Source organism: Chloroflexia bacterium SDU3-3 (genome assembly GCA_009268125.1).
Taxonomy (GTDB): Bacteria; Chloroflexota; Chloroflexia; order Chloroflexales; family Roseiflexaceae; genus SDU3-3.
In genome coordinates this window covers 1-25513 of the sequence record WBOU01000018.1, presented here as the reverse complement: position 1 = coordinate 25513, position 25513 = coordinate 1, and the positions used below count along the sequence as shown (strand labels likewise).

At 64.0% G+C, this 25513-nt stretch carries 21 protein-coding genes; 14 read left to right on the top strand and 7 right to left on the bottom strand.

Going from position 1 to position 25513, the window contains the following annotated elements:
• The first annotated feature begins 317 nt into the window (after positions 1-317).
• From F8S13_22785 to F8S13_22760, 6 genes are all read left to right on the top strand, one after another.
• Positions 318-1319 carry an NADP-dependent oxidoreductase gene (locus F8S13_22785; protein ID KAB8140579.1) on the top strand — a complete coding sequence of 334 codons (1002 nt, stop codon included), beginning with the start codon at positions 318-320 and terminating at the stop codon, positions 1317-1319.
• Positions 1320-1396: 77 nt separating this feature from the next.
• Entirely contained in the window at positions 1397-1825 is a 429-nt protein-coding gene (locus tag F8S13_22780) for an Rrf2 family transcriptional regulator (GenBank protein KAB8140578.1), read from the top strand.
• A 57-nt stretch (positions 1826-1882) separates the two neighbouring features.
• Positions 1883-2521: an NAD(P)-dependent oxidoreductase gene (locus F8S13_22775; protein KAB8140577.1), complete on the top strand. Its 639-nt coding sequence runs from the start codon at positions 1883-1885 to the stop codon at positions 2519-2521.
• 104 nt (positions 2522-2625) lie between these two features.
• Positions 2626-3684 (top strand): NADH:flavin oxidoreductase, encoded by a 1059-nt coding sequence (locus F8S13_22770; GenBank protein KAB8140576.1) that lies wholly within the window; start codon positions 2626-2628, stop codon positions 3682-3684.
• Positions 3685-3721: 37 nt separating this feature from the next.
• On the top strand, positions 3722-4693 hold the full coding sequence (locus tag F8S13_22765; protein ID KAB8140575.1) for a diacylglycerol kinase family lipid kinase: 972 nt from the start codon (positions 3722-3724) through the stop codon (positions 4691-4693).
• A gap of 5 nt (positions 4694-4698) precedes the next feature.
• Positions 4699-5721 (top strand): hypothetical protein, encoded by a 1023-nt coding sequence (locus F8S13_22760; GenBank protein KAB8140574.1) that lies wholly within the window; start codon positions 4699-4701, stop codon positions 5719-5721.
• Positions 5722-5780: 59 nt separating this feature from the next.
• On the opposite strand, the gene F8S13_22755 is transcribed toward F8S13_22760, so the two are convergent.
• The 4 genes from F8S13_22755 to F8S13_22740 all read right to left on the bottom strand — a co-directional run bounded on the left by F8S13_22755 (position 5781) and on the right by F8S13_22740 (position 11618).
• Complete coding sequence (locus F8S13_22755; protein KAB8140573.1) at positions 5781-8282, bottom strand: YfhO family protein; 2502 nt, start codon at positions 8280-8282, stop codon at positions 5781-5783.
• Positions 8279-9043 (bottom strand): class I SAM-dependent methyltransferase, encoded by a 765-nt coding sequence (locus F8S13_22750; protein KAB8140572.1) that lies wholly within the window; start codon positions 9041-9043, stop codon positions 8279-8281. The genes F8S13_22755 and F8S13_22750 overlap by 4 nt, the downstream gene beginning before the upstream one ends.
• Entirely contained in the window at positions 8934-9707 is a 774-nt protein-coding gene (locus F8S13_22745; GenBank protein ID KAB8140571.1) for a glycosyltransferase family 2 protein, read from the bottom strand. Before F8S13_22745 ends, F8S13_22750 begins: the two co-directional genes overlap by 110 nt.
• 189 nt (positions 9708-9896) lie before the next feature.
• The gene (locus F8S13_22740) at positions 9897-11618 is read right to left on the bottom strand and encodes an STAS domain-containing protein (GenBank protein ID KAB8140570.1); all 1722 of its coding nucleotides are present in this window, start codon (positions 11616-11618) and stop codon (positions 9897-9899) included.
• Positions 11619-12297: 679 nt separating this feature from the next.
• Here F8S13_22740 and F8S13_22735 point away from each other — a divergent pair.
• The 4 genes from F8S13_22735 (at position 12298) to F8S13_22720 (ending at position 16585) form a co-directional block, all read left to right on the top strand.
• Positions 12298-12903, top strand: a complete 606-nt coding sequence (locus tag F8S13_22735; protein ID KAB8140569.1) for a TetR/AcrR family transcriptional regulator — start codon at positions 12298-12300, stop codon at positions 12901-12903.
• A gap of 53 nt (positions 12904-12956) precedes the next feature.
• The gene (locus F8S13_22730; GenBank protein ID KAB8140568.1) at positions 12957-13388 is read left to right on the top strand and encodes an organic hydroperoxide resistance protein; all 432 of its coding nucleotides are present in this window, start codon (positions 12957-12959) and stop codon (positions 13386-13388) included.
• A gap of 115 nt (positions 13389-13503) precedes the next feature.
• The gene (locus tag F8S13_22725; protein KAB8140567.1) at positions 13504-14343 is read left to right on the top strand and encodes a ligase; all 840 of its coding nucleotides are present in this window, start codon (positions 13504-13506) and stop codon (positions 14341-14343) included.
• Between the two features lie 259 nt (positions 14344-14602).
• On the top strand, positions 14603-16585 hold the full coding sequence (locus tag F8S13_22720; GenBank protein ID KAB8140566.1) for a hypothetical protein: 1983 nt from the start codon (positions 14603-14605) through the stop codon (positions 16583-16585).
• Between the two features lie 60 nt (positions 16586-16645).
• Here the strand turns inward: F8S13_22720 and F8S13_22715 are convergent, their stop codons facing one another.
• Positions 16646-17686, bottom strand: a complete 1041-nt coding sequence (locus tag F8S13_22715; GenBank protein KAB8140565.1) for an acetylxylan esterase — start codon at positions 17684-17686, stop codon at positions 16646-16648.
• Between the two features lie 666 nt (positions 17687-18352).
• On the bottom strand, positions 18353-19087 hold the full coding sequence (locus F8S13_22710; protein KAB8140564.1) for a hypothetical protein: 735 nt from the start codon (positions 19085-19087) through the stop codon (positions 18353-18355).
• 243 nt (positions 19088-19330) lie between these two features.
• Here F8S13_22710 and F8S13_22705 point away from each other — a divergent pair, with 243 nt between their 5' ends.
• Positions 19331-21136, top strand: coding sequence for a hypothetical protein (locus tag F8S13_22705; GenBank protein ID KAB8140563.1), 1806 nt, complete (start codon positions 19331-19333; stop codon positions 21134-21136).
• 264 nt (positions 21137-21400) lie between these two features.
• Here F8S13_22705 and F8S13_22700 read toward each other — a convergent pair whose 3' ends face one another.
• The gene (locus F8S13_22700) at positions 21401-22531 is read right to left on the bottom strand and encodes a hypothetical protein (protein ID KAB8140562.1); all 1131 of its coding nucleotides are present in this window, start codon (positions 22529-22531) and stop codon (positions 21401-21403) included.
• Between the two features lie 465 nt (positions 22532-22996).
• Here F8S13_22700 and F8S13_22695 point away from each other — a divergent pair, with 465 nt between their 5' ends.
• The 3 genes from F8S13_22695 (at position 22997) to F8S13_22685 (ending at position 25101) form a co-directional block, all read left to right on the top strand.
• Complete coding sequence (locus F8S13_22695; protein ID KAB8140561.1) at positions 22997-23368, top strand: dynein regulation protein LC7; 372 nt, start codon at positions 22997-22999, stop codon at positions 23366-23368.
• Positions 23369-23429: 61 nt separating this feature from the next.
• Complete coding sequence (locus tag F8S13_22690) at positions 23430-23888, top strand: hypothetical protein (GenBank protein KAB8140560.1); 459 nt, start codon at positions 23430-23432, stop codon at positions 23886-23888.
• 40 nt (positions 23889-23928) lie between these two features.
• Positions 23929-25101 carry an STAS domain-containing protein gene (locus tag F8S13_22685; GenBank protein ID KAB8140559.1) on the top strand — a complete coding sequence of 391 codons (1173 nt, stop codon included), beginning with the start codon at positions 23929-23931 and terminating at the stop codon, positions 25099-25101.
• The last annotated feature ends 412 nt before the right edge of the window (positions 25102-25513 follow it).

Genomic DNA, 25513 nt, shown 5'->3' with positions numbered 1-25513 from the left:
CTGTGGACATATTGCGTAAATGTTGTTTGCTGTGGGTCTTATGGTAGCTGCGAAAAAACGCACTGTCAAGCCTTAAATCGCGATTTATTCATCTGTTTTTTACTGTTTGTGTTATGACAAAACCAGATCATTTACCGCCTATGATACCGCGCTTTTCTTCACGTAGGGAACATATTTATGTCAATAAAACCAATATCCACTCCTCACGTATTATGCACGATGGTCGGCAAAAGCTTCTGAAAAAACAGTAGGTAGTGTTATACTACCGAACGCCGATCCTCGGCACAGCGACCGCTGATTTGTATGAAAGTTTTCGTATGAGCGACACAAACATCCAGGTGCTTCTCGCCCGACGCCCCCAGGGCTGGGTTCAAGAAGAAGACTTCTCGATTGTCGAGACCGCCATCCCCTCCTCCGGCGCGGGCGAGGTGCTGGTTAAAAATCAATATCTCTCGCTTGACCCCTACATGCGCGGGCGCATGAGCGAGGCAAAATCCTACGCCGCCAGCGTGGCGCTCGGCCAGGTGATGGTGGGCGGCACCGTGGGCCAGGTGGTCGAATCTAATAACCCGGCTTTCCCCACCGGCGCAACGGTGGTGGGCAACCTCGGCTGGCAGCTCTACGCCGTGAGCAACGGCCAGGGCCTGCGGATTGTCGACCCCACGATCGTGCCACCCTCGGCCTACCTGGGCGTGGTGGGAATGCCGGGAGTGACCGCCTATGTGGGCCTGTTCGACATCGGCCAGCCCAAACCCGGCGAGACCGTGGTGGTCTCGGCGGCGGCGGGCGCGGTGGGCAGCGTGGTGGGGCAGCTGGCCAAGCGCCACGGCGCGCGCGCGGTGGGCATCGCCGGCGGGGCCGAGAAGTGCGCCTATGTGGTCGAGCGGCTAGGCTTCGACGCGTGCGTTGATTACAAGGCCGAGAACTTCCGCGAGGCGCTGGCTGCGGCGGTGCCAAACGGCATCGATGTCTACTTTGAAAATGTGGGCGGCGACGTGCTGGATGCCGTGCTGGAGCACCTGAACGTATTTGCCCGCATCCCATTCTGCGGCATGATCTCGCAGTACAACGAGGCCGACCCGCGAGGCTTCCGCGGTATGCGCAGGCTGCTCAGCCAGCGCGTCAAGCTGCAGGGCTTCATCGTGGGCGACCACCTCGATCGCTGGCCCACGGCGCTGGCCGAGCTAGCTAAGGCCGTCGCCAGTGGCGAGATCGCCTATGACGAAACGGTTGCCGAGGGCATTCGCAACGCGCCAAGCGCCTTTATCGGCATGCTGAAGGGCAAGAACCTGGGCAAGCAGCTGGTCAAGCTCTCGTAGCAACCGGTCGCATATGCCCCTCTTGACAAAAAGGTATCTTGTAACTATAATCATTACATCTTACGCGAGAGGGGCATATGCGTTCGGCTACTCGATTTGCGATTGCCGTTCATATCCTAGCGCTGATCGGCATCGAACAGGGGCAAGATCTCTCATCCGAGGCCATGGCGCAGAGCATCGGCGTGAACCCAGTGGTGGTGCGCAACATCACGGCGCTGCTGCGGCAGGCTGGCCTGGTACACACCCAGCAGGGCGTGGTGGGCGCGCATCTCACGCGGCCTGCGCAGGCCATATCGCTGTGCGAGATCTACCACGCGGTCGAGCATCAGAACGACATCTTTACCATTCACGCCAACCCGAACAACGATTGCAACGTCGGCGCGCATATCCAGTGCACACTTGGATCGATCTTTCACGAGGCGCAGCAGGCGCTTGAGGCCAAGCTTGCGCAGACCTCGCTGGAGCAGGTTATACAGAGGATTTATCAGCACCAGCACCCCAGCTGATCGCTTTTTTTTCTTCCGACTTGTAACACCAAGTGTTACAAATAAACGGGAACACCTATGAACATCGCTCTCTTTGGCGCATCCGGCATGATCGGCCAGCGCATCCTCGCCGAGGCCACGCGGCGCGGCCATACCGTCACCGCGATCGGTCGCAACCCCAGCAAGCTGGCCGAAAGCCACCCCGGCATCGCCGCTGTCGCCAGCAACGTGCTCGACCCGCAGCAGGTCGCCGCCGCTGTCGCCGGGCACGACGCGGTGGTCAGCTCGATCGCGCCCAGGCACGACAGCCCCGAAGATCTGCCCAACGCCACCCGCTCGCTCATAGCTGGCCTCGCGCAGGCCGGTGTGAAGCGACTGGTGATCGTGGGCGGCGCGGGCAGCCTGTATGTGGCCCCCGGCGTGCAGCTCGTGGACACGCCCGCCATCCCCGACGAGTGGCGGCCCATGGTGCTGGCTCACCGCAGCTCGCTTGATCTGCTGCGGGCCGAGGGCGGCGCGCTGGAGTGGAGCTTCTTCAGCCCGGCGGGTCTCATCCGCCCTGGCGAGCGCACGGGCACATTCCGGCTGGGGCTGGATGAGCTGATCACCGACGCCCAGGGCAACAGCAGCATCTCGGCGGAGGACTACGCCGTGGCGCTGCTGGACGAGCTAGAGCAGCCCAAGCACATCCGCCAGCGCTTCACCATCGGCTACTAGGCCCCATCGTGCCTTGTCGCATACCGCCGCTTCATGTGCTGCAGCGTGGCAGCTGAACCATATAGATCTATAGCACAGATCCAGTTTCTCACTAAGGAAAGGAAATGCTCGTGTACGACAACCTCTTTACGCCGCTGCCGCTGGGCCGTGGCGGGGTCGCGCTGCCCAACCGCCTCGTGATGGGACCGATGACGCTCAACCAGGCCAGCGAGAGCGGCCATCTCACCCCGTGGATCTTCGACTGGTACCGCCGCCGCGCCGAGGGTGGCGTGGGCACGATCATCGGCGCCGCCGCCGCCGTCTCGGCCAACGGCAGAGGCTGGGGCAACGCGATGGCGATCTACGACGACAGCCATATCGAAGGCTGGGCCAAGGCGGTGGAGATCGCCCACGCCAGCGGCGCGCTGTTTGGCACCCAGATCTTCCACGCTGGCGCGGCCAGCCACAACGCACTGCTGGGCCACCAGCCGATCGCGCCATCGGCGTGGACCCGCAAGGGCTTCGACCCGGCCCGCCCCATGACCGAGGGCGAGATCGAGCAGGTGATCGAGGACTTCGCCGAGGCCGCACGGCGCAGCATCGAGGCGGGCAGCGACTTCGTCGAGATCCACGGCGCGCACCAGTACCTCATCCACCAGTTCTGGCAAGCCAACGTGAACGAGCGCACCGACGCCTGGGGCGACCCGCTGGCCTTCCCCGTGGCCGTCACCAAGGCGGTGCGCGCCGCGATTGGCAGCCAGGTGCCGCTGCTCTACCGCTTCAGCATCCACGCCGACGACCCCGCATCGCCCAACAAGCCGGTAACAACCCAGGGCCTCGGCGCACTGCTGCAGAGCCTTGAGGAGGCGGGCGTGGACGTGTGGGACATCAGCTGCTTCCACGAGTCGCGCCGCGGCTACTTCGGCACCCCGCGCCTGCTGCCCGACTGGGTCCGCCACTTCTCGCAGAAGCCGCGCATCGTGGCGGGCAACCTGCTGACACCAGACGACGCCAGCAGCTACATCGCCGAGGGCCACGCCGAGGCCGCCGCCCTGGCCCGCGCGCTGATCGCCGACGCCGACTGGGCGCGCAAGGCCCGCAGCAACGAGGCCGAGGGCATCCGCCCCTACCAGAACCAGCACTGGGACGACCTGACCAAGGGCATCGACCCCACCACGGCCTAGCGCGACATGTGCTGGCAACGCATGGTATACTCGCGCTATGCACGAGATACCGCAGAAGCCAACACGAGCGCTGGTCGTGTTCAACCCAACGGCGGGGCAGGCCGCAGCCCAGGAGCAGGCCATCCACGAGGCCTGCGCCGTCTGGCGCGAGGCAGGCTGGCAGATCGACCTCCAGCCGACCGAGGGGCCGGGTGACGCCACCAATATCGCCCGCACCGCCGCCGAGCGCGGCTACCACGCCGTGATCGCGGCGGGCGGCGATGGCACGGTGAACGAGGTGGTGAACGGGCTGGTGGGCACCAAGGCCGCGCTCGGCACCCTGCCGGTGGGCACGGTGAACGTCTGGGCGCGCGAGATCGGCCTGCCGCTACAGCCGCGCGCCGCAGCCGAGATGCTGCTGCGCTCGGATACGCGCCGGATCGATGTGGGCAAGGCAGGCGACCGCTACTTCTTGCTGATGGCATCACTCGGGTTCGACGCGGCGGTCACGGCCAGCGTCGGGTCCGACCAGAAACGCCGCCTCGGGGCGCTCGCGTATATCGTCGAGGGCGTCAAGGTGGCGTTTCGCTACCAGGGCGTCCGCTCGCGCGTCACCCTCGATGGCAAGACCATCCGTGGGCGCTACCTGATGGCGGTGATGGGCAACAGCCAGCTCTACGGCGGCGTGGTCAAGCTCACCGCCGACGCCGTGATCGACGACGGCCTGCTGGATGTCTGCCTGATCAAAGGCCGCTCGCTGCGCGCCGCGCCGCTGCGCCTGTGGTCCATCCTCACCCGCCGCTACTCCGAGGATCCGCGAATCTCCTACTTTCGCGCCCGCGAGGTCAATTTCCTCACCAGCAGGCCCATGGATGTGCAGGTCGATGGCGATCACATCGGCACCTCGCCCATGCGCTTCTCGGCGGTGCCCGGCGCTATCTACGCCCTGCTGCCGCCCGAAAACCCCGAAAACAACCTCCTGCTTGGAACCTATATCGATAGCGAGCCTATCACTGAGCCTAGCGAGTGACCTTTATGCCGTACTTCCCAGCTCTGCGCGCTCGACTCCTCGCGTGTCTGTGTGGCCTCTGCCTGGCCCTCGCCAGCTGCGCCACAGCGCCCGATGCAAAAAGCACCACCCCCACTGCGCTTACCTCGATCTCGGCCCAGGGCATCAGCCTGCCCGGCAGGCTGCTGTTTGTGCGCGGCGGCGATATCTGGCAGTGGCAAGGCGGAACCGGCAGCCAGCTCACCCAGCAGGGCAACCTCGCCCAGCCGTCGTGGTCGCCCGACGGCAGCCGGATCGCCTGCATCCAGCGCGGCAACAGCTACAGCGACATCGTGCTGCTCTCGGCCACCGGCGACAGCATGCTGCCGCTCACCCACAACGATAGCGCCGAGCCGCCGAACAGCCAGGGGCGCGTGCGCAGCACGATCTGGGCGCTCTACCCCAGCTTTGCCCCCGACGGCGGCACCATCGCCTACACCTCGCAGGCAGGCCCGGCCACCGGCGAGCCAGCCGCCGACTACAACCTCGCGCTCTACACCATGCCAGCCGCCCAGGGAGGCCAGCGCACCCAGCGCTACGCCTCGGACACCGGGCAGGTGGGCCGCGCCGCCTACGCGCCCGATGGCGCGCTGGCCCTGGCCTTCCAGCCCACTGGCGGCGACGCCCGCCCGCAGATTCTTCGCCTAACACAAGATCAGGCAGCACCGATCGACGGCCTGCCCGATGACAGCTACGACCCCGCATTCTCGCCCGACGGCACCTGGCTGGCCTTTGCGACGCGTCGGGGCCAAGCCACCGATCTGGCGATCATCCCCGCAGGCGGCGGCTCGCCCACCACGCTCACCAGCATTGGCAGCGCCCGCGCCCCGGCATTCTCGCCTGACGGCGCATGGCTGGCCTTTTTGGCGCTCAGCCCCGGCAGCAGCAGCTTCGACCTGTGGGTCGCGCCGCTTACCCTCAGCGCCGACAGCGCCACGATCGGCGAGCCGAAGGCGCTGACCAGCGGGCTGCAGCTCGACCCCGACTCCGGGCTTTCCTGGGGCAGGTAGAAAAAGGGCGCGGCAGCATCGCCACGCCCTTGCCATAGCCCACTGTTTGTACCAGCCAATCAGGCCCGGCGCTGGCGCGTGCGCCACCAGATCAGCGCGACCACAGCCCACGCCGCCAGCGAGATCAGCAGCCCGATCAGCACCGACAGCGGCTGGTACACAAAGCGCACCTGGTGCTCGCCAGCGGGCACCACCACGCCACGAAACAGATAGTTCGTCCGCTCGATCGGCACCTCAACACCATCCACATAGGCACGCCAGCCGGGGAAATACATCTCGCTCAGCACCAGCAGGCGCGGCTCGCTGGTCTGCGTCGCCAGCTCCATGCTGTTCGGGCGCGACGAGCGAATCTCCACCGTTGCTGGGCCGGTGGCATCGGCTAGCTGCGGCGGCTGCGCCGACTCGACCAGGGCCTCGCGGCGGCCATCGAAGCCGGGGGCCGTCACCGTGCGTAGCACCGCCTGCGGGTCGGGCTCGCCGCGCACCCGCTCGGCAAAGTAGGCGCGTGGCCACACCAGCGTGTTCTCGTACACCTGTACGTCGCTATTGCTATACGCCAGCTTTAGATGATCGCCTAACAAAGGCGGCGGCAAGCTGGTCGGCACCAGCACATAGCGCACGTTCAGCGAAGAAAGGATCGGGCTGTCTGGCTGAAACAGGCGCGGGTTGGTCAGAAAGCCATACGAGACATCTTCCTGATCGGTGCCAAACACATAGTCGGTATAGCGGCGCGGCTGCAGCGAGTTAAACCCGTTCATATCCTCCACGCCGTACACCATCGCCCAGCTCACCGAGAGCGCCTCCTGGGCCGCCCGATTCGGCAGCGCGTTGGTGTACGACAGCGCGGTCGCCTTGCGGAACGGCTGGCCGTCGCCGCCCAAGGCCTGCAGCACATCGGGCCGGGTAGAAAACAGCGAGGCCGCCGTGGTGGGGTTGTAGTACATCGCGTACACGCCCATATCCAGCAGCAGCACCGCCACCATCCAGCTCTGGCTGACCAGCCCAGGCCGACGAACCGCCCACAGCACCAGCAGGGTGCAGGTCAGCACACCCAGGCCCAGCGGCAGCCACTGCGACACATCCGTGCGTGCGAAATCCGCCAGATACTCAATGTTCGGCACCACCCCAACCGACTGCGCCCGCCGATGGATCAGCCACAGGGCCAGCCCAGGCAGGGCCACGATCGCCACCCCAGCCAGCGCCGAGGCCACGCGAGCCGCCACCCGCCGACCAGGGGCATCGGCCAGCCACTGCATGCCCAGCGCCGCTAGCAGCGGCAGGGCCACATCCACCAGCACCAGGGCGCGCTCGACCGCCCGCAGCTTGCCCACCACCGGCAGGGCGTAGACTACCCAGCCAAACGGTGTATGATCGCCCGCCGCCGTCAGCGCACCCACCAGCACCAAAAACACCAGAAACACTAGGCTGAACCAGGTGTGCGCCTCGGCGTGGCGGGCCGTCGGCAGACGCCAGCTAGATCGCACCCAGCTGAACGCCAGGCTCCATGTCCGCACCGCCAGCAGCAGCACACCCACCCCTGCCAGCGCCAGCGTGGGGATGCCCACATAGGCGCTATGCTCCCAGCTGCGCACCGCGAGGCTGATCGACATCGGGCGATCAGCAAACGGGCCAGGCAGCTGCGAGCCGAAGATATAGGGGAAGAGGAAAAGCAGCCAGTCGGCTCCAGCCGAGCTCTTGTCCATCACAAACTCAAAGGTCGCATTAGCTGCGCGCGGCGACGCCATGCCCAGCTCCACCCAGGGCACCAGCTGAATGGCCGCTAGCGCGTAGCCCAGCAGGTAGACCCCAGCCAGGCGCAGCGGCAGCGCCCACAGCGCCCGCAGCAGCCCGCGAGCGCCATGGAGAAACGGCACCTCGATCAGCCGAAACAGCAGCAGAAAGCCCATTGCCACCCCGGTGTAGACCGGCACCTGCGGGTGCCCGGCCACCGCCTGCAGCGCCGCCACCGCCGCCGCCGCTAGCAGCCAGCGCCAGCGCCCCACCGACGGCGTGGGCCAGCCGTAGCCCACGCCCAGCGCACGATCCACGCAGAGCACCAGCCACGGTACCAGCGCCACCCCGCTCATGATCGAAAGGTGCACCACCCGCGCCGTCATCATCCCGCAGAACATAAATGCCAGCGCGGCAAACACCGCCGCGAACCGGCGAGCGCCTAGCCCAAGCGCGCAGAAGTACATCCCCACGCCCGCGATGCTGAACTGCAGCAATATCGCATAGCTCAACGCCAGCGCGCCAGGGAGCACAAAAAATACCCAGTTAGGCGGGTAGAACATCGCCGTCTGGCCATCGCCCACCAGCGGAATGCCGCTGAACGCATACGGGTTCCACAGCGGCAGATCGCCACCCCGCGCGATATTCGCACTCACCGCATGGTAGGGGTAGAAATACAGCTGGACATCATGGACATAGAAGGTGCTGCGGCCTATCGAGAGCGAGAAAAACAGCACAAAAGGCAGAAGCGCCACGGCCAGCGGTGGCGCGACATCGCGCCACGTCATCCAGCCCACTCGGCGCATCGTCAGAATCCGCGCGACACTCATCGCTTCGCCACCGCCTGCGCAGGGTCAGCGCGCGCCACCATCACCCACTGAAACCCAAACAGCGTGGGGCTGAGCAGCAGCGCCACCCGCTGTAGGAGCATCACCAGCGACAGCAGGCCCTGGCCCCAGCCCTGCGGCCAAGCCATATAGAGCGGCACCGGCGTCGGGCGGGCATAGATCACCTGCAGCCCCGCATCGGCCAGCATCTGGGTGGCCGTCTTGCGCGTGTAGAAATGAAGGTGCGTACGATCAAAGATCCCACGCTCCATCTGCGGCCAGACCCCCAGCAGCAGCAGCAGCCGCGCCGAAAAATGCGCCACATTCGGCAGCGAGACAATGAACGTCGCATCCGGACGGGCGGCCTGCCGCAGCTCGCCCAGCACCGCTACCGGGTCGGGCGTGTGCTCCAGCACATCGGCGCACACCACCATCGCATAGGCCCCTGGCTCAAGCGGCGCATCCTCCACCCGTGCGGCAAACACATCACGGTAGAAGGCTCGCGCGTGTTCGGCCCAGCGAGGGTTCGGCTCCACCGCATCCAGCACAAACTCGTGGCCTAGCGCTTGGCCCAGCATGCCCTGTGCCGCCCCCACATCCAGCACCGGGCCATCTGGCGCACAGCGGCGCACCAGCGCCAAGATCTGCTGATGGCTACTCTGCGGATCGGTGTGTTGGACGTAGTGCCAGCCAGGGTTTAAATCGGTTATTCCAGGCATAGGCGGCTGTGGCTTTGATGCACTCGAAGGCATAGGGCACTCCATTCACATGGCAGATCTCATCACCATAGTACGTCGGGATCGGAACCTCTACGATCCGGTAGCCACGCCGCAGAAAGTTCAGGATGATCTGCGTATCAAAGTGCCAGCTATCGGTCATCTGTGAAAAATCGAGCGAGCGCAGCGCGCTAGTGGCATAGGCGCGATAGCCCGAGTGAAACTCGGTGAAGCGGCTGCCCAGCAGGAAATTTTGCGTCCACGAGAGAATCTTATTGCCCACAAATTTATAGAGCGGCATTCGGCCCCGCCGCGCCGCCCCTGGGATCATCATCCGCGACCCCATCACCATCTCGGCTTGGCCGCGCTCCAGCGGGTCAAGCAGCGCCTGCATCACCTCGGGCGCATACTGACCATCGCCATGGAGCAGCACCACAATGTCCAGCCCGCGCTCCATCGCATACTGATACCCGCGCTTCTGGTTTCCGCCATACATCTGGTTTACCGCATTGCGATGCACCGTAAGCTTCTTCGCCGCCGGACCAGCAGCATAGCTCTGCCCCACCTCATACGTCCGATCGGTGCTGCAATCGTCAATGACAAAGATCTCCTCTACTTTGTCAACGATCGCCGCAGGAATACGGGTAAGCACCGTCTGCAGGGTGGATTCCGCATTATAGGCGATCACAAAGATGCCAATACGCTTCCCCATAAGCAAGCCTCCCCTCAGAATGCGCCAGCCTGTGACGCATCTACAGGAACAAGAATCTGTCCATAAAACACAGCGTACGCATCATATACTATCAAGAGCGTGGCCGCAAACCTTCAAAATACCAAAAAAGCATCGGCGAAATGAATCGCCGATGCTCTTGGATGCAGATGTGTGCGGGCCAGTTGAGGGTTATGCCAGAATAGTCTTGCGCTGCACCAGGGCCTGTGCCCTGCGCAGCCCTTCCTGCAGCGAGGCGGTCGTCTTCACATCGCCGAGGTCGATACCAAGGCTGACCAGAGCCTGCGCGATCTCGGGGCGCACGCCCACCAGGATGGTATGGGCGCCCAGCAGGCGTGCCGCATGGATGGCCTGCAGCAGCGCTGCGGCAACTTGGCTATCCACAATCGGCACGCCTGTAATGTCGAGCAGGATCACACGGGCCTGCTCAAGCTCGACGCCTTCGAGCAGCCGATCGGCCAGCAGCGAGGCGCGACCGCTGTCGATGCTGCCGATCAACGGTATGACCACCACGCCCTTAACCACAGGCAGCACAGGGATCGACATATCGGCGATCTGGGCGAGCAGCTGCTTTTGTGTTGAAAGCAGCTCCTCCTGCTCGCCCACCATCTGGCGAAGCTCGACGGTGCGCTCCTCGACCGTTTGCTCAAGCCCGCGGTTGATCGCCGCAATATCCTCCTGCGAGCGCAGCAGCCGCCGTGCGAAATCTTGCAAGCTCTGGCCCAGCAGCTCGATCTCGTCGCGGCCACCCTGGCCCACACGCGCGGCGATCGTGCCCAGATCACCCGCCTGCGCCAGCGAGGCCAGCTGCATCAGCGGTGCCGAGAGGCGGCTGCCAAAGAAGAAGGCCGCACCCAGCGCGGTGAGCAACACCACTACGCCCGTAAGCAGCGCGCTTGTGATCTGCGCCATCACCGGGGCAAAGGCGATCGAGCGCTCCTGCACCGTGATCACCCGCCAGCCAAGCTCGCTGATCGCCGGCACATCCGGGATCGTCGGCAGTTTACTTTCGGCAAAAAAGAGCTCATCGCCATCATCTTGAAGCGAGTTCTCGCCATACGCGACATTCGCACTCACTGCCTCGGTGGCCACTGGGCCTTGCTTGCCGATCAGCGCGGCATTGGTGCTCGCCAATATCTTATTGTCACGATCGACCACTAGCGTATCGGGAAGATCGGGCGATGCATACTGCGAGAGGATGTTCTGCACCATCACAAAGCTGTACGAGGCGCGAAGAACCCCGATCGGCTGATTTGTTGTCGAGCTAAGGATCGGAATGGCAAGAATGATCCCCTGGCCTTCCTCGGGGCGATCCAGCTGCCCTACCTTGATATAGATAGCGCCGTTGTCATCATTCCAAGCCGACTGCCACCACTCTTCGTGGTACATATCAAAATGCTGCATGCGCCGCGTGCTGGCCACCATCGCCCCATACTTATCGGTGAAGAACACGTCGATCATGCCAGGCACCAGCGACATGAACTTCCGCAGATCATCGGCTATCGGCCCATCCACATACTGCTGCACCAGAAAATCATCGTCGGATGCAGCGAGCCAATCTTTCTCGGTACCCTCAACATTGATGCGGGCAGTTGCGCTATTCGATGGGTAGTTGCTGTTGGCTGCCCGCACCGCTGGCACCAGCCGATCATTCGCCGAGAGCAGCTCGAGCAGGCGCACCTGATCGATGAATATCTCGGAGATGCGATTTGCCCGAGTTCGTGAGGAGACCTCGTAGTCCGAGCTGATGGCATTGGTGAGCGCATTGCTCGACTGGCGGATGCTGAAGACATTCACCAGCACCAGCGGCAGCAGGGTGAAGACCAAAAGCATGGCAAGCAGGCGAGTGCGCAGCCGCCAGTTGCGTGGGGTAAGAGCATGTACGATGTTCATAGTTCAACCATGCATAAAAGCGAACAGCTAGAAAGCACTACTTCTACCTGCAGGTGCCAAGCTGCACCCTCATACGGATCCAGACGCTTCAGGCAGCCCAACCCAAGCTACCAACAAACCATGTGCAACCTATAAGGCACAACAAAAGACAGGGTTTACCCGTTAGCAGTATCTTGATCGTCATCATACAGGGACATTATTAACTTTCGATAACCAAGTATTTGCTGGGCAAAAGATTCTTACTTCACAGGGTACCACAGATCTCATGCGATATTGAACGTTTTAGCACTGCATTTCTGCGCCTTGCTCTCGGCATTTCCCCTATAGAACGCAGTATACTTTATATATCTTCTCGTCTTCTCCATCACATGCGGCGGCGTAGAATCTGTGCAATGGCCCGATAGGCCAGTAGACCAATCCACCGCCGCTTGCCCGATTTGGCCTACCGGGGTTGTGCGCGCTGAGCGCGCTTGTGCGGCTTGGCAAAAAGGATACATTGCCAGCATAGCTGGCTTGCTTTCGGCCTCCTATCCCTTTACCATTATTCCCCATGCCCCTTTGTGTCTTCGGGGTATTCGTTCCCTTGGTGTCTTGGTGGTAAAAACGTTCTGTCGAACGAGAATGCATAGACCTCGATCTTCCGCTTGACATTCTACCTACCAAATGGTAGAATAACGCTGTGCTTGAGAAGAGAAAGGTTCAGGACGTGCACGAGGCGCGCAATACACAACAAGATATCATCGATACGGCAACCGTGCTGATGATGCATAGCGGGTATAACGCGTTTAGCTACGCCGATATCGCCGAGCAGATCGGCATCCGCAAGGCGAGCATTCACTACCACTTCCCAGGCAAGAGCGATCTGGCCCGCAGCGTGGTCGAGCGCTACCGCACCGACGCCCGCGTGGGGGTCGAGATGGTCATCGACACCACGCCCAGCCCGCTAGAGCAGCTTGAGCGCTATGTCTCATTCTACGACCAAGAGTTCCAGGGCAAGCCGCGCATGTGCCTGTGCGCTCTGCTGGCCGCCGAGATGCTGACGCTGCCCGAGGATGTGCGCGCCGAGGTCCAGCTGTTCTACCAAGAGCAGGAGTCGCTGCTGGCGCGGATTCTCCAGGCTGGCCGTGCTGCTGGCGAGCTGCACTTCGCCGAGCCGCCCGAATTGGCCGCCCAGCTGCTGCTGGCCGCGCTTGAGGGCGCGATGCTAGCTGCCCGCGCCTATACCAGCATCGATCGCCTGCGCATGCTCAATCGGTCCATTGTTCAGCGCTACCGCGCTGCGTAATTCTTTTATCTATAGACTACCTACTAGTAGGTATCTACCCAAAGGAGACCACCATGACCACTGAGAAAGTTCTCTACGCAACATCGGCTACGGTCCAGGGCGGGCGCGAAGGCAAGGTGACATCGGCGGATGGGCACCTGGAGCTGCAGCTGAGCACCCCCAAGGAGCTGGGCGGCAACGGCGGCCAGGGCACCAACCCCGAGCAGCTGTTCGCGGCGGGCTACTCGGCCTGTTTCCAGAGCGCCCTGGGCCTGGTGGCGCGGCGCGAGCGCATCGACACCAGCAACTCGACGATCACCGGCAGCGTGACGCTGCACCCCAACGGCGACGGTGGGTTCAAGCTGGGCGTGGCGCTGGAGGTGACGATCCCCGGCGTGGAGCAGCGCGTCGGCGAGCACCTGCTGGAGCTGGCCCACAAGGTCTGCCCCTACAGCAACGCGGTGCGCGGCAACGTGGATGTGGAGCTGACCTTCATCGAGGGCTAGCCCCCGCCGCCCCGCCCACCACTATCCCCTGCGCTGTGAGGCTTCTCACGCCGCAGGGGATTTTTGCGCTCGCGGTACAATAGCCTGTCTGAATGATGAAAGAGAGCAGGCACCTGTGGATTCTTCAACAACCGAACCCAACGTCGCGCGGCTGCTGCCATGGAGCATCGACCCCACCGACACCTACCTCGCCAGCGGCATCGCCATGCTGGCCCAGCTGGAGCACCAGGCCACGCCCGCGCTCCGCTGGTCGCGCGTCGCCCCCGCATCGCTCATCCTCGGCTCGTCGCAGCGGGTGGGCGAGCTAGACCTGGCCGCATGCGCCCAGGCCGGGCTGGCCATCCACCGCCGGGCCAGCGGCGGTGGCATTGTACTGAACGAGGACATGCTGCAGCTCGACATCGCTCTGCCGCGCAGCCACCCGCTTGCCACCGACGATGTGACCGAGTCGTACCGCTGGGTGGGCGAGGCCTGGGCCGATGCTTTCGCGGCGCTGGGGGTGGCCACGCAGGCCCTGGCCGTGCCCGCCGCCCGCGAGGACACCCGCAGCCGCGACCCGCTGCTGCGCCACGTGTGCTTCGGCGGCCAGTCGCCCTACGAGGTGATGGTGGGGGGGCGCAAGCTGGTGGGGCTGGCCCAGATCCGGCGGCGCGGCAACGCCCTGTTCCAGATCGGCATCTACACCCGCTGGCAGCCGCAACGCAACGCCGAGCTGCTGGCCCTGGCCCCGCCCGACCGCGAGCGCCTAGCCGAGCTGCTGGGCCAGCGCGTGATCGGGCTGGAGGAGCTGGGGCCGCAGCCCAGCGCCGATGTTGTGATCGCCAGCTTCGAGCGGGCCTTGGCGCAGCGCACCGGCATGCGGCTGCAGCCCGATGCGTGGCGCGACACGGAGCGGGCAGCGCTGGAGCGCGAGCGTGGGCGCTTCGCGGCCCTCGCCGCCGAGGACGCAGGATAGGGCCTATGCGTTCTTACGTCACCGAAGATGCTTCACCACGAAGACACGAGGACTCGAAGGCCTTATCACTTTTCCTCGAATCTTTCTACCTTCGTAGGTAGTGACTCCTTTTTGTTCCTTGGTGTCTTGGTGTCTTGGTGGTAAAAGGGTCGGCACTCTGTCGAAAACGCAGAAACCTGACGACGTGGGGCGTGAGGAGACATGCGCGGGAAGTTGGCATATAATGGTCGACCGGAATCACTGATAAAGGCGAACTATTGTGGCTTCTTCTGAGCATGTGGAACCCTCGACCGAGGCCATTCGGGCCTCCCTCGCTTCTCGCTATACATCGCTTCACCCCGCCGTGCGGCGCGCGCTGCTGCTGGTGCTCGCAGCCCTGGCCCTGCTGGCCGCCGACATCGTGGCGCTGCGCCTCGGGCCGCCGGTCTATACCATCGACGCCGGGACGTATCGCGCCAGCTACTTTTTGCAGGATATGAGCGGGATCGAGACGGGCGGCGATGGCGCGACATATCGCTGGACGCTGGGCGACAGCGCCTTCGTGCTCTCGCCGTTTGGCCCCAGCACGCCGGTGCGCCTCACCTTCGAGCTGGGCGGGCGGCCCGAGCCTGGGCAGGCTCGCCTGGCCACCAGCCAGGGTGGCCCGTGGACATCCTTCGTGGCCAGCGCCGCACCGCAGCACGTGCAGCTGGTGGTTCCAGCCCGCGCCGTGGGCACCGATCTCATCCAGATCCAGAGCGAGACTTTCTCGACGCCCAGCGACCCGCGCACGCTGGGCCTGAAGGTCAACCGCGTGACCCTGGAGCCGCTGCGGGGGCCGCTGCCGCTGCCCCCGCTGGTGGTCTACGTGGCCCAGCTGGCGCTGGCGGCCATCGCATGGTGGGCAGCGGGGCGGCTGGGCGGCGGGCGTGGCCTACGCGCCGCTGTCGCCGCCGTGGTGGGGCTGGCCGTGGCCGTGGCGCTGCCCGTGGTGCTGCCCCAGGCCGAGCCGTACGCCAGCCGCATGCTCACGGCGGGCCTGATCATCGCGCTGGTGACGTGGGTGGCGCTGCCCAGGATCGAGGCGCTGCCGATCTTTGCGGGCGATACCCGAGAGCCTCGGCTGCTGTGGGCGATCATGATCATCTCCTGTCTCATCCGTGTGGTCGGCGCGCTGTTCCCCACCTTCGCCGGGCAGGATCTTCACTACCACCAGGGCTGGGCGCGCGAGGTGCTGAGCGGCGATCTCATCCTGGCCGTCCACTCAAGCGAGTTCGGCAACGGCGTGATCGTCTACCCGCCCGGCACCTACGTCACGCTGCTACCGGGATTCTTGCTGAGCACCAGCCCACAGGTGGTGCTGCAGGGCGCGCTGGCCCTGATCGACGGCAGCGGGGCGCTGAGCGTGGCGCTGCTGGCGCTGTACCTGGGCCAGAGCAGGCATGTGGCCCGCTTTGCTGCTGTGCTCTACGCGGGCAGCCTGCCGATGTTCACCGCTATCGCCTACGGCTTCTCGGCGCAGGTCTTCGCGCAGTGGTTTATCCCCCTGCTGGCGCTCGGCCTGCTCTACGCGCTGCACGATCGCGGGCCGCGCAGCTGGGCATTGGCCATGCTGCTGCTGCTGCTGCCCATGCTGGTGCATATCGGGCAGACTCTGCTGGCCGCGATCTGGGTGTGCCTGCTGCTTTTGGTGCTGCTGCTGCGCCCGAGCTACCGCCAATGGTGGCGCTACGCCCTGGCGGCGCTGGTGGCGGTCTTCTCGCTGCTGTTTCTCTACACCTACGGCCTGAATATCATGCTTGACCACGCGGGCGACATCGTGGGCAACTATGGCGAGCCTATTGCCGAGACGGCGGTCGCGGGTATCGGCATCTTCAAGGGCGCGACACCGCTGATGCTCAAAGGCATACGCCTGGCCTACAGCGATCTGGGGCTGCTGCTGCTGCCCTTCGGGGCTGCGCTGCTGCTGCGCTCGCGGCTGGATGAGCGCCAGCGCCTGCTGGTGCTGACATGGGGCGGCACCTGCCTCTTCTTCTTCTTAATCGATCTGTTCCTAGCGCTCCAGGTGCGCTACTTCTACTTCGCGGTGCCGATTGTGCTGGTCTCGGTGGCCACGGCGCTGGGCTGGATTGCGCGCCGTGGCGGCTGGTGGCGGCTGGCCGCCTGGGCTATGGCGCTGGGCATCGCGGCGCAGGGCGCGGCGCTGTGGCTGGGCGCATCGTTCGGCGATGTGTCGCTCTCGCTCACACCGCTGACCCACTAGTTTCCGCGCTGTGCAAGGAGCGCGCCCAGGCCGCCGTGGCGGCCTGGGCGCGCTGCATGGCTAGGAAAGCTGCTGCGGGAGCCAGTCGTAGGCCCGCTGCCCGCAGATCTGGTGGCCGCCAGGGAAGACCAAGAGGCCCAGCTGATCGCTCGCGCCCAGCGCCGCGTAGGATTCGGCCAGCCGCCCATAGGCGTCGCGCACGCCAGCGATGGGAAAGATCGGGTCGGCATCGCCCGACTCGATCAGCAGGGGGCGTGGGGCGATCAGCGCGGCGATGTCGTAGGCCTCGGCCTCGGCAAGCAGGCCGGGGATGTAGTTGCAGGCGCAGTGGTCGATGGCCAGGATGCTCTGGGCGAAGCTGCAGAAGTAGCTGGCGATCACCGTGGCGCGGATCTGCGGCTCCAGCGCGGCGGCCAGCATCGCCACCGCGCCGCCGCCCGAGCCGCCCATCACGCCGACCCGGCCCGCATCCACCTGCGGCAATGATCGCAGCAGGTCGAAGGCCCGCAGGCTGTCCCACACGCGGCTGCCCAGCAGCGGCCTGCCCAGCATGATGCCCCACCAGGCTGCCGCGCGGCACGAGTTGCCGCCCCCATCGGCGGCGATGTCGCCCGGCTCGCGCCGCCGCCCGAAGCCGCGCAGCTCGGGGGCCAGCACCACCAGCCCCCTGCGGCACAGCGCCACGGCAAAATCTTGGTGGAAGCCCTCGGGGGTAGCGCGCTCGCTGCCGTTGGCGGCGATGCCCACGGTGTCATCCACGCTGTAGCTGTGGCCAGGGATGGCCAGCGCCGCCGCAGCAGGCCCCGCCAGGCCATCGGGCACCAGCAGCCAGGCGGGAACCTGCTCGCCCGGCGCGCTCTCGAAGATCACATGCTGGCGGGTGTAGCCCTGGTGGGCCGTGGGGGCGGAAAACACGGCCTGGGGGGCCGGGCCGCGCTCGCCAGCAAGCCCGCCCAGCAGCTGGCGCAGGCGCAGGCGCAGCGCGGTGCGCCACTGGCCCCACTGGGCCAGGCTGCTGGATGGCGCGGGGGCGGAAAATGAACGCGGGGCGTGCTGGTAGATGGCTTTATAGCTGTCAAGCGGCGGAAGAATATCGTGCATCGTTGCATGTCCTTTTTTCAGCGCATGGGAACAACGCTACAGTATAGATCGGGTTGGCCCACTGGCGGGCTGGCGGCGGGTAGCCGTGCATATGGCCAGCAGGCGCGGGCGGCACCTTCGCTGGATGGGCGGGGTGGGTTGTGCTGCGACCTCTGTCCCTAGCTCAGCGCTGTCTGTGCGTGATCGCGCCCTTCGCGACATTGCGGTGCATCGGTTCGCGCCTCGCTCTGGCGACCCAGCGGGCTTCTAGGCGATAGGGATGCGCTCTTTCGCGGGGTATCGGCGTTCTATCGCCGCAGATTTCCTTTCCTCACCCCCCCCGCCATGCTTCCAAACGCGCCTGTTAACATTCTTCACACCCCCCGCCATGCTTCCAAACACGCCTGTTAACATTCTTCACACCCCCCGCCATGCTTCCAAACGCGCCTGTTAACATTCTTCACACCCCCCGCCATGCTTCCAAACGCGCCTGTTAACATTCTTCACACCCCCCGCCATGCTTCCAAACGTCCGCGTTTCCTTTCCTTGCTCGCATGCTATAAAGGGTATCAGGGTCATAGAGGAGTTCAGCAGGCAAACCGAGGGACGCAGCGCCATGCAAAAGGCCCCGCGCACCGTGATGCGCAGGGCCTTTTGCAATCGGTTGGAGTGGAGGTAGCGAGGAGACTACTTCACACCCTCGGGGGCAGTCACCGAGATGTTGGGGTCATTGATGTCGTAGAACGTCATCAGCACCCCGTAATCCAGCCCAGGAACGCTCTGGCCGTCGATCTCGTAGCTGGCGGTCTGCAGCGTGATGTTCTGCTGATAGACAAAGCTGTCCGCGCCGATCCAGAAATCGTAGGTCAGGGTCGCGTTCTTCAGCACATCCTGCGACGACTTGGGCAGATCCGAGAAGGCATCGCCCAGCAGGCGCTTGATGGTCTCGCCGCTAATCTTGGCCTGGTAGTGCGAGGTGTCGCGGTCGCCAACCTTCTCGACGCCAAGGTAGCTGATCGAGTCGGCAATCTCCTGGATCTGGTTCAGCTGCTCGGCCATGGGAGCCGAGGAGTAGGCCCCAACGCCAGCCACTTTCTCCCAGGGCTTATCGCCCTCCTGCTGGTAGGCCGAGCCACCAATCTGGATCACATTCGTGATCTCGCCGGTAGCCTCATTCGTCGACCACACGCGGATGCGATCGGGGGAGACGATCTCGCCAGCACCGAAGGAGCGCACCTGGTAGCCAGCGATGCTGACCGTGGTCTGATGCTTGAAGCGGGTAGTGGCGTAGTTATTCACAAAGGGGAAGGCCTTGACACGCTCGGCGGCGTTGGCCGCAGCCGTGGGAACAAGGCTCAGAAACATCATGGCCAGCGCGAAAACAGCCAGCACAGAGCGCACACGCAGCCGTGAGCGGTTCATACGTTTAAACTCCTACACATTTACGAAGATACGTCACGATTATGGCATCCTCGGTTCAGCAAGTCAATAGAAATTCTCTTAAATTTTTAAAGAAAAATGAGTATCAAAGAAAGATTTGGTTAAAAATTCGCTGGCAATAGGCAAGTATGCACATCGGCGCAGATACGCTACAATACGAAGCCCACCCATATGCATCTGGTTTTGCGGCGCAGCGACGCCCGCAGGCAACACAGGAGACACACCATGCCACTTTTTCAGCGAGGGAAGCCGAGCACCCGCGCTACCGCTATAGCCATCGGCGCAGCGCTGCTGATCGGCGTGATCGCAGGCCCCAGCATCGCCAGCGCGATGGTGGGCGTCACCTTCGAGCAGAATGTCTCGCGCACATCCGACCAGTCGGAGTTCCCAAGCATCGCCGGAACCAACGGGCGGCTCACCACGGTGTGGGGCGAGCGCAAGCACAAGCAGGTTGGCTTTTCGGCGGCGTGGCAGGGCAACGCGCTGGATGGTGCAACCTTGCTCGATACCAACACCAACAGCGTGGCGCAGTGGCCCAGCGTGGCGGTCGATGGCAATGGCACCAGCCACATCAGCTATGGGTCGGGCAATAGCATCTTCTACCGCAGCAGAACCAGCGATGGCGGCTGGAGCCAGCCCATCCTGATCGCGGGCGGCAAGCAGCCCGGCCAGACTCGGATCACCACATCGCCCGATGGCACCCTCTGGGTGGTCTGGCGCAATATAGATGGCGAGGCGATCTACTACCGCTTCTCGAAAGACAATGGCCACACCTGGGTGGCAGGCGGCGACGGTGGCGTGGTAGAGAAAGAGGAAGGCAATATGATCTTCCCAAGCATCGCCGCCGACAAAGACAGCCGCCTGCACGTGGTGTGGTATGTGCGCAACCCTGGCACGCACCAGGGCGACATCCGCTATGCGGACTGGGATGGCGCACAGTTCCGCAGCGGCAGCATCGCCAAGGATGGCAACAAAAACTACAACGCCGACCCGTCGATTCTGATCGACTCGCAGAATGTGCAGCACGTGGTGTGGCGCAGAGGCGTGGGCGCGAACGAGAAGATCATGTACGCGCGCCGCCCCGAGGGCCAGAGCTGGCAGAGCGTGACCACGCTGGTGTCGAATCTGGGCGACCTGAAGTTTGCCCCGGCCATCGGCACCGACGAGCAGAACAACCTGTATGTCACCTACTCGGAACCGACCGGCCCCAAGACACGCCATATCGTGCTGCTGTTCAAAGCCTACGGCCAAAAGGGCTGGGAATCCATCCCGGTCTCCAGCGGGCCGTGGGATACGCGCAGCGCGGTGGTGGGCAGCGCGGTGCAGGGCGGCATCAAGGCGCACGTGGTCTACCAGCACGAGGTAAAGATCGACGACGGCGAGATTATGTACAGCCGCGTGCTGATCAACGGCCAAGATCAGGCGTCGGCACCGGCGGCACCAGCGGCACCGGTGGCCCCTGCGCCCAGCGGCAGCGCCTTCAGCCCCGCCGAACGGAAGGCCGACTGCACGTTCATGGATGCCACGCAGCACAACATGTGCGGCAGCTTCCGCAGCTACTGGCAAAAATTTGGCGGCGTCGGTGTCTACGGCCTGCCGATCAGCGAAGAGTTTACGGAGAACGGCGTCACCATCCAGTACTACGAGCGCGCGCGGCTGGAATACCACCCCGGCACCCAGCCCAGCCGCTACGACGTGCAGCTGGGCTGGCTGGGCAGCGAGCTGAGCTATGCGCGCAAGGCGGGCGGCGAGGCTGCGTTCCAGGATGCCCAGCCTGCGGGCCGCGCCGACTGCACCTATGTGCCCGAGACCAAGCACAACATGTGCGGCAGCTTCCGCAGCTACTGGCAGCAGTTTGGCGACATCCAGCTCTACGGCAACCCGATCAGCGAGGAGCTGCAGGAGAACGGGCTGACGGTGCAATACTACGAGCGGGCCAGGCTAGAATACCACCCCGGCGAGCAGCCGCAGCGCTACAGCATCCTGCTGGGGCTGGTGGGCAGCGAGCGGGCGGCGCAGTACGACAGATAGGGCCCTATTTACCACGAAGACGCGAAGACGCAGAGGGGATACAGAACCTTTTTACCACCAAGACTCCAAGACACAAAGAAAACGAGAAAAAGGGAGGGATGCGATCCTCACATCCCTCCCTTTTTAAGCGCGAGAGCTTTAATCACGCGAGCTAGCAATACGTGGGCAAGGCAGCGCAAGGGCAAGCGGTCAACGCGCCAAGCAGCGCCGATGATCAGCAATGCGCCGCCCAGAGTGTCACTTGGGCAGCGCGCAAAATCCTCGCTACGCAACCCAGAAAGTATTGACAAACAGCGCGGTGCAGATCAGCAGCAGCGGCAGCAGCAGTGCCACCAGCAGCCAGCGCACCCAGCGCACCTCGGCCCAGAGGGCCAGGGCCACAAAGGCGGGGAAGCCGACCAGCATATGCCTACCTAGGCTGAAGGCCCAGCTGGCCAAGAAGGCCGGAAGCCAGATCAGCAGCACCAACTGATAGATGCGCGGCATGCGCAGGCAGACCGTGGCGGCCAGGGCGATGCCCAGCAGCCAGAACGCAAGGTGCAGGCCGTAGATCGCCAGAGGCTGCTCGCCCAAGCGCTGGATAAGCGTAAGCGGGATAACCCAGGGCGGGCTGAGCTGCTGCTCCCACTGGCGCTGGGCGATCAGGAAGGCCCAGGGCGTGCCGAAGCGCCGCCACTGGTAGGCCATAAACAGGGCCAGGCCAAGCGGCGGCAGCAGCGAAGCAAGGGCGGGCCAGCGCAGCGCGCGCCAGCGCCAGCCCACATGATCGAGGTAGGCATACAGCAGGATGGGCGCGGCCAGCACGCCAGGCAGGCGGGCCAGGGCCAGAAAGAAGCCCGCCGCCCCAGCCAGCCACCAGCGCTGGCCACGGATGGCCCACACCAGCAGCACCACCAGCGCCAGCGCCAGCGACTCGGTGTAGCCCGCCGCGAAGAACATCGACATGGGGAAGAGCAGCAGCATCCAGATGCTGCGGTCGGCCACGCGCTCGCCGAAGTCGGCGATCAGCAGGCGGTGGAGCAGCAGCAGGGCGGCCAGCAAAGCCACATGCGAGACAAACAGCGCCGCCAGCGCCGCGCTGCCGCCGAACAGCGGCAGCAGCAGACGGATGAGCAGCGGGTAGAGCGGAAAAAACGAGATGCTGGGCCATGTGACGCCCTGGAAGGTATAGCCGTGGAGGGCAATAGCCTTGTAGTAGTCGCCATCCCATACGGTCCAACAGGTGGCCAGGGCGCAGCGCAGGCCGTCGGCAGGCGCAAAGGCCGTGCCATTCCAGCTGAGTCGCTGGCCCAGGGCGTTGAGCGGCTGGCTTGCCCACAGCGAGGCCGCGCCAGCCAGCCAGAGTCCCAGCCGCCAGACCACAAACCAGACCACCACACGATAGGTCTTGAGCATTTGATACCTATGAACCTGATGCCTTTCGCAAGGCGAGGGCAGAAGCTTGAGACAAACGCCGAGGATTGTAGCGGAGCGCCGTGGCGATGTCAACGCCGATGGGTTAGGCAGGCACATGGCGGCAGGTGAAGGCAGGCCCGGCGGAGGGTACAAGCCCAGCGGCTCGGGATGTTTCCGATCTACGAGCCATTGTACGAAAGCAGACGCATCGCCCAAGGCAATACCAGCGGCGCCGCACCTTCGGTGTGATCAAGAGGCGCTAGCTTCGCGCAAGGGTGCATTACTACGCATGCCAAATAGTTAAACACACAATATAGATACGTTATTGTTGGTAAATAGTTCGTTCTATGCAATGAAAAAGGCTAGAGGTCTCTGGTATAGTAAAAACGCTTTGCTGAGAGCCTTTTACAAACCCCAAGTATACGCCTAACATTCTGAAAACATCAGCAGAGAAAGGATCGTGAAATGGCAACTCGGCAGGAACAAATCCTCCAAGTGCTGGAGCAGCTCGCCACCAACTCTGGAAGCGATGTCTCGGGTGCCGTCGCCGTCAGCACCGACGGCATTGTGCTGGCATCCCGCATGTCGACCGATATCAACGCCGACCGCGTCGGCGCAGTGGCCGCCACCATGATCGGTGTGACCAAGCGTGTCTCGGGCGAGCTGAAGATCGGCACGACCGAGGAGACCATCATCAAGGCATCGAACGGGCTGTTCATGGTGCTGCCCGCCGGGACGCAAAGCCTACTGGCCGTAAACCTGCGCGAGGGCGCAAACCTCGGAATGGTGCGCATCGAGGCCCGCGACGCCGCCGCCGCCATCGGCAAGATCATCTAGCAGACCAAGACCATCAGCGCCGCTACGACAACATGAAGTCACATCATCAGGAGAGAGAGCCATGGCAACCGATATCAACCGTCCAACCCTCGGGCAATATATGAGCCTTGTCTGCTTTCAGTACCTGCGCTTTGTCACCGAAGAGGTCGCAGATCGTGCGCCGGTGGTCTCGGCTGGGCGTCTGCGGGGCTACGAGCTGGTGACCCAGCTGGGGCTGCTGAACAGCGGCAAAGACCCGGCTTTCCTGCGCGAGACGCTGGATAACGCGCTGGGCCTGAATGGCACGCGCCTGTGTCTGATCAAAGACATCGTGCTGCTGCCGAATGGCGGCTACCAGGTGCAGGTGAGCGAGGTAGCGTGCGTAGCTGGCCGCACATCGGACACGCCGCAGTGCCTGTTCTCGCTGGGCGTGTTTATCGGCGCACTCAGCGGTATCACAGGAACGGCCATGACCGGCGTGGAGAAGCAGTGCACATCCTGCGGCGCAGAGCACTGCGTCTACGAGATCAGCCCAATCTAGCGCCCCCGTGGCCAGGCACCACCCATGCGCTCTGCTACGTATGGGTGGTGTTTTCTTTTCCCTCGAGATCAGCTGGTTTGAACGAAGCGAGGTCCCCATGCGGCTGCGCCTGTCCACCTGGCTCAACACCCTCCCGCCGATCGCAAACCCGATCGAGCAGCAGCAAGCCCCGTCGCTGCTAATCTTTATGGCCATGCTCGCCAGCGCCGCCGGGCTCTGGACCTTCCTACCGCTGCTGACCGCTGGCACCGGCATCGGGCTGATCTTGGGCATCCTGGCAGGCATAATTGTGGTGATCGGCAGCGTCAGCGGCATCGTGGTGCTGCGAAAAGGCCACTTCACGCCTTCGGTTATCATCACGCTCGCCAGCCTGACCGTCGGCGTCACGCTGACCATCTGGGTCTGGGGAACAGACACCAGCGTGGGCATGCTGCCGGTGTTCCTGATGAATGTGACCCTGGCGGGCATGCTGGCCGAGCGAAAGCTGCTGCTGGGCACCGCCATTGTCTCTGTAGTCATCATCCTGCTGCTATTTTTCGCCGACTCGCTGCTCCCGCACACTGTGGGCATCGCACCACTGCGCGGCGACCAGCGGATCTTGAGCATCGGCACGATCATCCTGACGATCGGCGTGGAGGTGGCGCTGTTCCTCCAGGCCGGGGCATCGCTGCGCCGCCTGCTGCAGCGCACGCTCCAGCGCGAGTTCGAGCTGGATCAGCTGCGCGCATCGCTGGAGCAGACGGTGATCACGCGCACAGCCTCGCTGCAGCGGGCGCTGCGCGATGTGGAGGTACGCGAGGCGGCGCTGCAGCAGGCCATGGATGCGCTGCAATCATCGCAGCAGACCCTGCGCGCGCTGAGCACGCCGATCGTGCCGGTGCTGCCGGGCATCCTGATCGTGCCGCTGATCGGCGAGCTAGACAGCAGCCGCAGCCGGATGATGATGGAGCAGGTGCTGGCCAGGGTGCGCGAGGAGCAGGCCAGCCAGGTGATCATCGATATCACCGGCGTGCCGCTAGTGGACACGGAGATCGCGCGCACCCTGATCGATATTGGCACGGCCCTGCGCCTGCTGGGCTGCGATGTCATCCTGGTGGGCATCCGCCCCGAGGTAGCGCAGACGCTGATCTCGCTAAACCTGAGCTTCGGATCGATCGCGACCTTCAGCGACCTTCAGGCGGCGGTGCTGCGGCTGCTGCCACGGCAGGCATAGAGCCGCGCTACGGCACGAGCATGGCTGGAGGCGATGTGTTTCTGCTTCGGGGATGCTGCAGACCGACTCGTAGTCAATGCTTGCAGCGTTGCCCGTTCAGGCCGACCTGGCGTGCCATCCACGATAGCAGTGGTATTTGGTTGGTGAGTGGATGCCCTGCTCTGGCGGGGTTCCAAGGGCGCGGAGCCCTCACATAGTGTCACTTTTTCGAGGTGTTTCCCATCAGCGATGGCGGTGGTACGTGTTCGGTGGGTGGATGCCCTGCGCGGGCAGCGCCGAGGGGCCTGCCCCTCAACAGGTGTCACTTTTGTGGCGAGGTGGACAGAACGCGCAAAACGGGTATGCTTTGCGTGCCAACCCAAACCATACCCTATGGAGTCGTTATGCCCCCCTCGCCCCGCTATCATACCAT